The sequence below is a fragment of the Streptomyces sp. MI02-7b genome (genome assembly GCF_033793585.1).
Classification (GTDB): Bacteria; Actinomycetota; Actinomycetes; order Streptomycetales; family Streptomycetaceae; genus Actinacidiphila.
Map to the genome: position 1 here is coordinate 189,704 of NZ_JARAWX010000006.1, position 12,869 is coordinate 202,572.

Annotated in this window: 4 protein-coding genes; 3 read left to right on the forward strand and 1 reads right to left on the reverse strand. The window is 71.4% G+C overall.

Translation table 11 applies throughout. From position 1 onward, the window contains the following. Positions 1-9 precede the first annotated feature (9 nt). Positions 10-1,281 carry a serine hydroxymethyltransferase gene (gene glyA / locus PV364_RS12040; protein WP_319659864.1) on the forward strand — a complete coding sequence of 424 codons (1,272 nt, stop codon included), beginning with the start codon at positions 10-12 and terminating at the stop codon, positions 1,279-1,281. 155 nt (positions 1,282-1,436) lie between these two features. Beyond that, entirely contained in the window at positions 1,437-2,819 is a 1,383-nt protein-coding gene (locus PV364_RS12045) for an L-serine ammonia-lyase (RefSeq protein WP_319659865.1), read from the forward strand. A gap of 827 nt (positions 2,820-3,646) precedes the next feature. On the opposite strand, the gene PV364_RS12050 is transcribed toward PV364_RS12045, so the two are convergent. Continuing rightward, a complete protein-coding gene (locus tag PV364_RS12050; protein WP_319659866.1) occupies positions 3,647-10,621 on the reverse strand; it encodes a glycoside hydrolase domain-containing protein in 6,975 nt (2,324 codons plus the stop codon). Between the two features lie 566 nt (positions 10,622-11,187). Between PV364_RS12050 and PV364_RS12055 the strand changes: the two genes are divergently transcribed. Further along, positions 11,188-12,837: a M48 family metallopeptidase gene (locus PV364_RS12055; protein ID WP_319659867.1), complete on the forward strand. Its 1,650-nt coding sequence runs from the start codon at positions 11,188-11,190 to the stop codon at positions 12,835-12,837. Positions 12,838-12,869 lie beyond the last annotated feature (32 nt).

Sequence of the window (12,869 nt, forward strand, 5' to 3'; positions counted from 1 at the left end):
ACCCCCCAGATGTCGCTTCTCAACAGCTCCCTGCACGAGCTCGACCCCGACGTCGCCGCCGCCGTCGACGCCGAACTGCACCGCCAGCAGTCCACCCTGGAGATGATCGCCTCGGAGAACTTCGCTCCGGTCGCGGTCCTCCAGGCCCAGGGCTCGGTGCTGACCAACAAGTACGCCGAGGGCTACCCCGGCCGCCGCTACTACGGCGGCTGCGAGCACGTCGACGTCGTCGAGCAGCTCGCCATCGACCGGGTCAAGGCGCTGTTCGGCGCCGAGCACGCCAACGTCCAGCCGCACTCGGGCGCGCAGGCCAACGCGGCCGCGATGTTCGCGCTGCTGAACCCCGGCGACACGATCCTGGGCCTGAACCTCGCCCACGGCGGGCACCTGACCCACGGTATGAAGATCAACTTCTCCGGCAAGCTCTACAACGTGGTCGCCTACCACGTGGACGCCGAGACCGGCCAGGTCGACATGGCCGAGGTCGAGCGCCTCGCCAAGGAGTCCCGGCCGAAGCTGATCATCGCCGGCTGGTCCGCCTACCCGCGGCAGCTGGACTTCGCGGCCTTCCGGCGGATCGCCGACGAGGTCGGCGCCTACCTGATGGTCGACATGGCGCACTTCGCCGGACTGGTCGCGGCGGGGCTCCACCCCTCCCCCGTGCCGCACGCGGACGTCGTCACCACGACCACGCACAAGACGCTGGGCGGCCCGCGCGGCGGCGTCATCCTGTCCACGGCCGAACTCGCCAAGAAGATCAACTCGGCGGTCTTCCCCGGCCAGCAGGGCGGCCCGCTGGAGCACGTCATCGCGGCGAAGGCGGTCGCCTTCAAGGTCGCGGCGAGCGAGGAGTTCAAGGACCGCCAGGTCCGCACCCTGGAGGGCGCGAAGATCCTCGCCGAGCGGCTGACGCAGGCCGACGTCACGGCGGCGGGCGTCTCGGTGCTGTCCGGCGGCACGGACGTGCACCTGGTCCTGGTCGACCTGCGCGACAGCGACCTGGACGGGCAGCAGGCCGAGGACCGGCTCCACGAGATCGGCATCACGGTCAACCGCAACGCCGTCCCGAACGACCCGCGCCCGCCGATGGTCACCTCGGGCCTGCGGATCGGCACGCCCGCGCTGGCCACCCGCGGCTTCGGCACCGACGACTTCCGCGAGGTCTCCGACGTCATCGCCGAGGCGCTCAAGCCGGGCTTCGACGCGGAGAGGGCCAAGGCGCTCGGCGCCCGGGTCGCCGCGCTCGCGGAGCGGCACCCGCTGTACCCCGGCCTGAAGTAGCGATCGTCACCCAGTGTGCGGGACCGCCCCGGGCGGGCGGTCCCGCACACTGGACCTTGCGCGCGACACCCGTGCGCGCCATCCGTACCACCCGGCGGCGATCCCGCCGGCCACCCACGGACAACGGGGTCCGTGAACCCGAGGAGTCCTTCACCGTGGCCATCTCCGTCTTCGACCTCTTCTCGATCGGCATAGGCCCGTCCAGCTCGCACACCGTGGGCCCGATGCGCGCCGCCCGGATGTTCGCCCAGCGCCTGAAGAACGACGGACTGCTGGTCGGCGTCGCCTCCGTGCGCGCCGAGCTCTTCGGGTCCCTCGGCGCGACCGGCCACGGCCACGGCACCCCCAAGGCGGTCCTGCTGGGCCTGGAGGGCGAGTCCCCCCGCACGGTCGACGTGGACACCGCGGACGCCCGCGTGGACCTCATCCGCAGCACCGGCCGCATCAACCTGCTCGGCGCGCACGAGATCCCCTTCTCCGCCGACAACGACCTGGTCCTGCACCGGCGCCGCTCGCTGCCCTACCACGCCAACGGCATGACGCTCTTCGCCTACGACGAGTCCGGCGCGCCCGTGCTGGAGAAGACGTACTACTCGGTGGGCGGCGGCTTCGTCGTCGACGAGGACGCGGTCGGCGAGGACCGCATCAAGCTCGACGACACCGTGCTGAAGTACCCCTTCCGCACCGGCGACGAGCTGCTGCGCCTCACTCGCGAGACCGGCCTGTCCATCTCCGGCCTGATGCTGGAGAACGAGAAGGCCTGGCGCTCCGAGGCCGAGATCCGCGCGGGCCTGCTGGAGATCTGGGGCGTCATGCAGGACTGCGTGAACGCCGGCCTCACCCGCGAGGGCATCCTCCCCGGCGGCCTGAAGGTGCGCCGGCGGGCCTCCGCCACCGCCCGTCAGCTGCGGGCCGAGGGCAGCACCGCCGCGCACGCGATGGAGTGGGTCACCCTCTACGCCATGGCCGTCAACGAGGAGAACGCCGCCGGCGGCCGCGTCGTCACCGCCCCCACGAACGGCGCCGCGGGCATCATCCCGGCCGTCCTCCACTACTACGTCAACTTCGTCGCCCAGGCGTCGACGGAGGCCGAACGGGAGGACGGCGTCGTCCGCTTCCTGCTCGCCGCCGGCGCGATCGGCATGCTCTTCAAGGAGAACGCCTCCATCTCCGGCGCCGAGGTCGGCTGCCAGGGCGAGGTCGGTTCCGCCTGCTCCATGGCCGCGGGCGGCCTCGCCGAGGTCCTGGGCGGCGGCCCCGAGAAGGTCGAGAACGCCGCCGAGATCGGCATGGAGCACAACCTCGGCCTCACCTGCGACCCCGTCGGCGGCCTCGTCCAGATCCCCTGCATCGAGCGCAACGGCATGGCCGCGGTCAAGGCCGTCACCGCCGCGCGCATGGCGATGCGCGGGGACGGGCGGCACCACGTCTCCCTCGACAAGGTCATCAAGACCATGAAGGAGACGGGGGCCGACATGAAGGTCAAGTACAAGGAGACCGCGCGCGGCGGCCTCGCGGTGAACGTCATCGAGTGCTAGCGGGACCGCGGGGCGGGGTCCCCGCAGGGTCATGCCTGGCGCGGAGAACGGGGCGGGCGGCAACCTGCTCGTTTTCTCCTGCGCAGTGGCGCGGAGAGCCACGGCCCTCGGACGGGCATCGGCTCGGTCCGCACGCGGCCAACACATCAGCACGGGCCGCACACCATCGGTGAGCCGCCCGCTTGACGCGAGACACGTGCATCGTTGCGCATCGATTTCGGCCATCAGACCTTGCCGCCGACCGCACCCTCACCCCACGCAGAAGCCCCGTCAAGACACTTGACGGGGCTTCGCGATTGCGTCCAAGGCCTGAATTACTCGAACAATTCGAGGAGACGTCTGGCCGAGTCGGCTACGGCCGGATCATTGTCACAGCTCAACGAGCGCAACACGCGCCTCCCGGAAACAACAGCAGCTCTTGTTTCCTTTTCCCAGGAAACCTGCTCCCTGTAGACATCGGCCCCCTGGCGGGACACTCCCGCCGATGCCTCACTCCACTGTCGCGCAGTGCAGATCCTTGAAACAAGGTCCACCAATTCGGCCCTGCACTCCACTCGGCCTTCTTCCGCCAACTCAAGAAGGAAGGGCACCACATGTGAAGTGGCCTCCGAGACCACGGACCCGAGCGCACAAACCCTGTCCCCGAGTTCGTCCAAGACCGCACGGGCAGTTGCCTCATCAGCCCACGCGATCTTTGACAGCAGAGCGGGAATATCGCGGGCAGGTCCCGTGGCATCCTGCCCGGAGGGGCCGTTCGCAGGCGGTGGTGCGCCTGCCGGGGGCCGGCGGGTCCGGCCGTTCCCCGAGGGGCGCGGCCGGACCGGCGGTCACATCGTGTCCCGCGCCCCGGGGATCCACATCGGCTCGGCCCACTCGGTGGCCGGCGCCCAGGAGCCGGCGCCGCCGAAGGGCCACTGCCCGGATCCTCCGTGCCCGTGGTCACCGCCAACACCGCCGTCGTCGCCGTGGCCGCCGGCCGCGACGGGCCGGTGGTCGCGGTCGGTGGGCTGGAACCCGACCGTGTAGGTCCGGGTGACCGCGCCGTTGGCCGAGGTCACCTTGATGGTGCGGGTGGTGAACCGGTGCCCGCCCGTGAGGACCGCGCTGCCGTCGGTGACCTTCACCCGCGCGCCGGACTGGGCCGGCACGGCGGAGACGGACGGGATCTTCCTGTCCTTCGGCCAGTCGACGACGTAGGTGGACACCTGCGGGTCGAACCCGTCGATCGCCACGCCCCCGACGGTGATGGCCTTGGCGTCGGCGACGCTGGCCTGGGTGGCGTCCGAGTGGTTCGTCACCGTGACCGAGCCGTCGGCGTGGACGACCACCTTGGCCGCCATCGCCGCCGCCAGGTTGATCCGCTGCCAGCTCTCGCCGCCGTCCGCGGTGAGGTCGAGCGGGTAGCCCGAGTCCGTCGCGGTCTGCTCCAGGATCTGCGTGCGCTGCTCCTCGGTGAGGTCCGGGAAGGCCGTCACCAGCAGGGCCGCCGCGTCGGACGGCGTCTTGAGGGCCTGCCCGGCCTTGCCCACCTGGGAGAACCCGTAGGTCAGGCGCTGCGTGTACAGGTCGACGTCCTGCGCCGGGCTCAGGCCCGCGTAGGGGTCGCCCGCACAGGCCGCGAGCGTGTCGCCGTACCCCTCCTTCTCGCACTGCGCCAGCAGCACGTTCTCCATCTCGGTGTGGGCCTGCATCAGCAGGTTCTCGAAGTCGGGGTCGGCCCACCGGTGCGCGACCGTGGCCTGACCGGCGATGCGACCGCCCATGACGTCGAGCGGGTAGTGGAACCCGAGGACGATGCGGTTGTCCCCGTACTCCGAGGTACGCGCGAGGATCGACGGCGCCAGCTCCGGCAGCAGCGTGGCCAGGATCGTCCCGGCCTCGTAGCCGCCGTACGTGTGGCCGCTGGGGTACGAGCCGCTGGTGGTGAGGCTGCCGTACGAGCCGTCCTGCGACTCGTAGATGTCCCCGCCGTCGCCGACGAACCCGAGCCGCACGTACGGACGCTGGTAGCCGAAGTGGTCCTTGGCCGCCCCGCCCTTGTCGAGCCCCTGCGTGACGCGGCCGAACAGCGCGCCGGTCTTGGGCAGCCGGCCGCCGTTCAGGGCGTCGAGGTAGATCTGGCCGAGGCGGGAGCCGAGGCCGTCGGCCATGGTGACGGTGGAGCTGTTCGTCGCGTCGACCTCCGCCCGGTCCACCTCCTTCTGCGTCGCCGCGTTGTTGATGCGCACGGCGATCCGGTCGTTCTCCGCGGTGAGCGCGGTACCGGACGGCACCTTGGTGTTGGCGGCGAGGATGCCGGGGCCGAGGTCGCGGAAGCCGTTGAGCAGGCCGTAGAAGTAGTCGGTCCCGTCACCGGTCCCCGGCCACGTGTCCGAGGCGTAGTTCGCCTTGAGCGTCTCGTCCGGGAAGGGGGACGGCTCGTACGCCGGGTCGGAGGCGTCCGCCGCGGCGGTCACCGAGGTGGTCGCCGAGGTGGTCGCGGGCGCGTCGTCCGAGGTACCGGCCAGGGTGACCGCGGTGACGGTGGCCGTGTGCGCCCCCGCCTTGCCCGCGGTGCTGAGCAGCGCGGTGCCCGTCGTGCCGGAGACGTGCGCGGTGGTCCCGTCGTTCAGGGCCACGGTGTAGCCGATGACCGGGAACCCGCCGTCGCCGGCCGGCCGCCAGGTCACGCGGACCTGCCTGCCGTCGGTGACCACACCCGTCACGCCGGGCTTCTGCGGCTTGCCGCCGCCGGTCACCACGGGTGCCGTCGCGGCGCTCTGGCGCGAGGCGCCGAACGTGTTCACCGCCTGGACGCGCGCGGTGTACGACCTGCCGGCCCGCAGCCAGGTGAACGTGGTGCTCCGGCTCGCCGGATCGCCGATCTCGATCTGGTGGCCGTCGCTGAGGGCGATCCGGTAGCCGGTGACCGGCGAGCCGCCGTCGTCCGCGGGCGCGGACCAGGCGACCGTCACGCTGGTGCCGGACGACGTGGCGGAGACCGCGTCGGGCGCGGCCGGCACCGTCCCGGGCTTCGTGGCGAGGGCGGACATGGCGTGGCGGAGGGCGTCGTAGCGTGCGGTGAGCGTGCCGTCCGTGGCCGTGCCGTCCGCGACGGCGGTCTTCGCCGCGGCGAGCGCCGCGGTGAAGGCCTTCCACGACGCGTCCGTGTAGCGGTCGTTGTCGAGGGCGGACGCGGTGGCGACCAGGTCCTCCAGCTTCAGCCGCGGAAGCGGGATCAGCTGGCCCGCGGCCAGGGTGAGGCTGCGGGTCTGGGTGTCGACCTCGAGCTGGGTCGCGTCATCGGCGGTGACCAGGGTGCGTGCGGCCGCGAGTTCACGCCCGTACACACCGAAGTCGATCGCGTCGTAGCGCTCCGCGTCGGCGGAGAGCCCCTCGTACTGCTCGATCGCCTTCCGCAGGGCGGACTTGTCCGTGACGGCGGGCGTCTCGACGTGGGTGAAGGTGATCCGGCCCAGGTTCGCGACGTACGGGTGCGAGGAGTCCGGGTTCGTCGTCAGCCGCAGGTAGACGGTGTGCGTGCCGGTGACCGCCTTGGGCAGCGTCACGCTCGTCGTCCCTCCGGAGGACCACGCGGATCCCGTGACCGGCAGCGGCACGGTCGCGTACGGCGTGCCGGGGTTGGCCGTGTCGAAGGAGTCCAGGTAGAGCTGGACGGCGGAGCCGGTGCCGCAGCGGGCGGAGTTGTTGACGTAGGTGATCGTGACGGTGCTCTTCGGAGAAGCGCCGAAGTCGATGTCCCCGTAGTCGAGCCAGGCGCCGTTGTAGGTACCGCCGAGGTCGGTCGTGGAACCCGAACCCGTCCAGCCGACGGGCTCGCTCTTGAGGCCGCCGCCGCTGTTGGAGCGCCACGCGGTGGCGTCGAAGCCCACCGGGGCGTCGGCGGTCTGCGTCAGGGCCAGCGAGTAGACGTTGCCCACGTAGGGCTGGGAGGCCGTCTGCGTGCTGGAGACGAACGCCGCGTACACGTCCTGGACGCCGGTGAAGACGCTCGGGTCGAGGTGCACACTCGTGGTGGCGATGGTTCCCCAGCCCGATCCGCTGTAGTCGAGCGGGATGTCGACGTTCTTCGCGCCGTCCTTCGAGCCGAGGTGCAACTCGATGTGCGAGTCCGACGCGGCCCGCGACTGGGGCTTGTCATAGCGGACGGTGACGGTGTCGGCGCCGTTGCGGAGGTTCGTGTCCTTCCACTGCGCCCACGCGCCGTTCGTCACGTTCTCGAAGATGCCGTTGCCGAGGTTGAGCGGCAGCGAACCGTTGCCGGTCGCGGCGCTGTTGACCGCGGTCAGCGTGGCGAGCGTGGTGGTGGGGGACGTCGAGACCTCGTACGGCGAGAACTGGTACCAGTCGAAGTTCGACACCCACTGCTGGCCCGACGGGGCATGGAACACGAACGTCGCGCTCTTCGCGTCCAGCAGGGCGTCGGCGTCGGTGACGGCCGCCTGCACCGTCGAGTAGTACTGCCAGCCGCCGGTGCCGGGGAGCGAGACGGTGGCCACGACCGGGCCGTCGGCGGCACCTGCGTGGATGTCCACGCTGCTCGGCTTCGCGTTCGTCGCCTGCGAGTTCGCGTAGCGGACCGAGACGGTCCGCGGGGCGACCCCGCCGAAGTCCAGCTTGGTGAACCGCTCCCACGATCCCTCGGTGACGCCACCGAGGTTGCCGTCGGAATTGTTCCGCTCGCTGATGAGGCTGGGGCCCTCCTTCTGGTCGGGGCTCTCGGCCTGCAGGACGGCGTAGCCGCCTTCGTCGATGGTCAGGGCGTCGATGGCAGTCTGCAGCGCGTCCTGCGTGGCCATGATCGTGCCCGTCACGGAGGAGGTGTCCGCGAGGACGGTCCGCGCACGCTCCAGGGCGGACTGGAACAGGTTCCAGGAGCCGTAGGAGTAGTTGGCGCTGCGCACCAGGGACGCCTGGTCGACGAGCGCGCCGAGCACCTTGCGGTGCACCGCGGCGGCGGAGATCAGGAGCGGGTCGGTCGGGGAGATCCCGGTGCCCGTCACCGTCGAGGCCCGCACTCCGTGGGCGAAGGCCGCGTCGCGGAACGTGATGCCGAAGCGCACGTCGGTCCGCGTGGTGCCGGTGAGCGACAGCGTCGCCGTCCGCTTGTCGCCGACGCGCAGGTCGGCCGTGACGCCGTCCGGCAGGCCGGTCACGCTCGCGGCACCGCTCTTGGTGAGGCTGGTCCCCTTGCGGGCGTCGAACGACGCCGGTCCGTCCAGGGTGAGCTGCACGCTGTCGTCCACGCGGCCGTCCGCGGCGGTGTCGACGGTGCCCGGGCGGGCGGAGACGACGGTGTCGCCCTTGTCCGTTCCCGTGTCGCCGTCACCCGTGTCGCCGGAGTCGGTGTTCAGCGAGTACGCGGGCTGGGTCTTGGCACCCCACTGGGAGGGCTTGGAGCCCATCGTGAAGTCGAGCGTTCCGCCGGAGATGATCTGCGAGTAGTCGAGCCACGTGTTGTCGAACCGCTTGCCGTTCAGCTTCGCGCTCTGCACGTAGTAGGTGCTCGGCGAGACGCCGTCGGCGTTCACCGTGAACGTGGAGCCGTTGGCGTAGGTGATCGTCGTGGAGTCGAAGAACGGGCTGCCGATCTGGAACTGGCTGGAGCCGGCGGTCACCGGGAACAGGCCGAGCGCCGCGCCGACGAACATGGTCGACATGGTGCCCGCGTCGTTGTCCATGGTCGGCAGGAAGCCGTTCGGGGAGAGCTTGTAGACCTGGGTCCTGACCGGCGGGGTGAACTGGCCGCCGGAGCTGGGGGCCTCGTTCGTGGAGCCCGTCGCGATGTATCGGTTCCAGGTGCTGCCGGTGTAGATGGAGCGCACCCACTTCTGCGTCAGGCTCGGCTCGCCGACGTAGTTGAAGAGGTACGGGGCCTGGAGGTCGATCTCGTTCGCGTTGGAGTGCAGCATGGTCGAGCCGTCGTCGACGGTGGAGTCCTCGCCGAACATGTGCTCGACCGCGGCCTTGCCGGCCTTCGGGCCGCCCATGGCGTCGATGAGGCCGCCCATGTCGTAGGCGTCGTACCAGTGGTACTGCCAGAGCGTGCCCTGGTAGAGACCGGCCGCCTCGAACCTCTCGTAGTCGGCGCTCTGCCAGTCGCCGTTCGCGGCGCGCGGGGTGAGCAGGCCGACCTTGGTGCCGTCGGCCGCCGTCCAGGCGCCGGACTTCACCAGGTTGTCGATCGCCATCGTCGACTGGGTGCGCAGCTTCTTCGCGTCGTCCTTCTTGCCGAGCGCGTCGGCGATGACGGACAGCGCCCACTGGTCGTAGCCGCGCTGCACGGTCGTGCCGGGGTCACCGGTGACGTAGCCCTGCCGCAACTGCGCGCCCGTGTAGTAGCCGCTGTACGACAGCAGCGCCGGGTAGGCCTCGTCGAGCCGGTCGAAGTTCTTGAAGCCCTTCGACAGCGCGTCGGCGACCAGCACGGCCGAGCGCTCCCAGCGCACGGTCGGCACCGAGTGGGTGAGGCTGCCGAGGCTCTTGCCGGTGGTGCGCGTGTCGGCGAAGAGCTCGATCAGCGACTGGATCATGTCCCGGTAGGTGGCCGGGTCGATGTAGGCCTCGACGGAGTACTTGCGGAAGTCGTCCCAGGTGGACCATCCGTCGTAGTACGTGAAGCCGTTCGCCTGGTGCACCGCTCCGTCCGCGCCGCGGTACGTGCCGCTGGTGCTGGTGGCGTTCACCGGCAGCGCGTACATGCGGTACAGGTGCGTGTAGAACTCCTTGGTGAGCGTCGACCCGGGGTCGGACTTCGCCGAGGAGCGCACGGCGACGGCGCCGAGTGCGCTGTTCCACTCCGCCTTGGTCCGCGCGCGCGCCTGGTCGAAGGTGAGGCCGCCCACCTCGTTCTGCTGGTCCGTCGCGGCCTGTTCGGCGCTGATCGGCGACAGCGTGATGCGCAGTTCGATGTCGTTGCCGGCGGACTGGTCGAACCCGAGGACGGCACCGGTGTCGGTCCCGTCCTGCGTGGTCGCGCCGCTCAGCTTGCCGTCGTTGCCCCAGCTCTTCAGGGAGGTGACGGGGACGTTGGTGGTGGCGTCGTAGTACAGCTTGTACGAGGCGCCGTTGAACGACCCGGCGATGAGACCGCTGATCGACGTGGTCCCGTTCGGGAGCGTCGTCGCCTTCATCGTCGAACGGGTGCGGCTGGTGTAGTTGTTCGCCAGGTCGAGGACGAGCTCGGGGTTCGACCCGGCGGGGAAGCTGTACCGCTGCAACGCCGTGCGCGTGGTCGCGGTCACCTCGGCCTTGACGGTGCCGGAGTCCTGCTTCACCGACGACGCGGTTCCCGAGACGGCCCCGAGGCCCACCTGGTAGTAGCCGGGCGTCGCGGTCTCGTCGTCGTGGCTGTACGGGTGGGCGTACGTGCCGCCGGCCGGGCGGCTGTCGTACTGCACGGAGGTCGGGACGACGAGCAGGTCGCCACCGCCTCCCGAGCCGCCGACGCCGTCGAGGTTCGTCGCGGTGAAACCGGCGATGTGGTCCTCGTTGTAGTCGTACCCGGTGTGGTTGCGGTTCGGCGTGGTCAGCGGGTTGACCTTGGCCAGACCGTGGGGCGCCTGCGCGCCGGGCATGTCGTTGCCGTCGTCGCCGGCGGTCGACACGAACGGGTCGACGAGTTGCGTCCAGTCAGTGCCGCCGGACGTCCCCGCGGACGAGGTCGTGCCGGGCGCTGCCACGGCCGCGCCGCCACCGGCCAGCGCGGCGAGGCCGAGCGCTCCGGTGAGGACCGCGGCGACCGTCGCCCGCAGAGGCGAGCGGCGCCCGCGGGCGGTTCCCCGAGGGACCGCACGGGGCAAGGGGGGATGGGATCTGATGGGCACGTACCTCTCCAGCGTCGCGATGCGCACGCTCGGTCCGGCCCTCTTCAGTAGACAACGTTGTCAGCCCGAAACGCCGGGCGTGCGACCCAGTGCCATAGGAGCGTGGACACAGGGGATCGCACCCGCCGCGTTCACGACCGTCCGCCATCACACACGGCAAATGCGTACAGCGGGGAAAGAGAATGCGTACATCGTGTGCGTGCCGGGTGCCGCGGGGGCGACGCGGCGCCGCCTCCGGAGCCGCCGAGCAAACGCCGGGCCCGTTCCCTGCGGTGAGGGTCCCGGCCCGACGGCCCGACCCCGGCCGACGAGGTGTCAGAGACCAGCGGACGGGATCTCCCGATAAGCGCCCATGTGCCCGATTGCCCTCCTGGGTACCGGGATTGCCCTGCTGACCTGCCGTGGGGCATACTCCGTGCGCCCGGCTTTGCCTCCGCTTTGCCGAAGGCCGCTCCGAGTCCCCCCACCTGCACCCACCCGGCGGTGCCGCTCCCGGGGGTGTTCGCCGTGTCCTGTCCCCGTGCCCGGTAGGGATTGTGCCGATGGGTGTGATTCTGCGCGCGCTGCGCGCCCTCATCCTGCTCTGCGGGTTCTATCTGCTGAGCGTCGTCCTTCTCGCGGCGCTGATCGGCCTCGACGCCGCGCTGCTCACCGAGGTCCACGGCCTGCTCGCCGTGAAGATCGTGGCGGTCTCGGTGCTGCTCGCCGTCCCCCTGGTACGCGGCGTGTTCGTGCTGCGCACGCCCAGGGACGAGGATCCGCCCGGCATCGAGGCGGCCGAAGAGGACGAACCCCGGCTGTGGGCGCTGGTACGGGAACTCGCACGGACGATGGGCACCCGTGCCCCGGACCGGATCCTGCTCACCGCTGACGTCGAGGCGGCGGTGAGCGAGCGGCCCCGCCTGCTCGGGCTGCTCCCCGGTCCCCGCCGGCTCCACCTCGGCGTGCCGCTGCTGGCCGGTCTGACCGAGGCGCAGTTGCGGGCCGTGCTCGTCCACGAGTACGGCCACTTCACCGGCGGCGACACCCGGTTGTCGGCGCTCGTGGTGCGCGGCCGGAGGCAGATCGGCCGCGTCGTGGAGGGCTTCCACGCCCGCGCCGACGGCAAGGTCGCCGCCGAACGCGCCCGCCAGGAGAGGGCCGCGGCCGGGCGCATCGCGAAGGGCAGGAAGCCCGAGGCGGTGGACACCCGCCGCACCGGCGCGCTGTACCGCTCGATGGCCGCCGTCTTCACCTGGTACGGCAGGCTCTACCTGCGGGCGTCGATGTCCACCGCCCGCGCCCAGGAGTTCGCGGCGGACCTCGCCGCCGCCCGCGTCGCCGGCCGCGAGGCGACCGCCTCGTCGCTGCGCGACATCCCGGCCCTCGCCGCCGCCTACGACGTCTACCTCGACTCCTACGCCACGTTGGGCCTGTCCGTACGGCTGCTGCCGCCACACGGCGAGTTCTTCGGCGGCTTCAGCCGGCTGCTCGCGGCCCGCGAGGGCGATGCGGCGCCGTCGCGCGCCTGGCTCCGACCGGCGCCCGTCTCGCCGTACGACTCGCACCCGCCGATCGCCGAGCGGGTGCTCCGGATCGAGTCACTGCCCGCGGACGGCCGCGTCGCGGCGGCTGAGGGCGCGGCATCGGCGCTGCTCACCGACGCCGCGCGCACGTGGGCGGCGTTGGAGGAGGCGGTACTGGAGGCCGAGATCCTGGCCTTCGAACACGCCACCGGGTGGCCGGAACTGCTGAACGCCGCGATGGCCGGCGCACTGTCGTCCGCGCACACGCCGCTGCACCAGGTGCTGGCCCAGTACACCGGGCGGCCCGCGACACTGCCCGCGCTGCTCGACGTGATCGACGACGGCAGGCTGTGGCGGCTCGCCGAACGGCTGCCCTTGTCCGAGGAGGCGGCGGCGGCGAAGGGCCGCGCGTTCCGCGCGTTCGCCCGGCCGATGCTGACCGACGGACTGAGGGCGATGGTGCTGACCGAGTTCAGTGCCCGCTCGCTGCTCGGATGGGAGTTCTCCTGGTCCCGCCCCGCCGCCGTCCGGCTGCCCGACTCCCTTGCCTGGGACGCCTCGGGGATCCCGTCGGAGGTCGGGTCCGAGCCGGCGCTGGCCGCCGCCGTCGCCGCGGCGCTCGCCGACCGTCCCGACACCGGTCCCCTGCGGGCACTGCTGGCCGAGGATCTGCCCACGCCCGCGTGAGCGGCATCCGCCCGGCCGGGCACCGGGCTCCC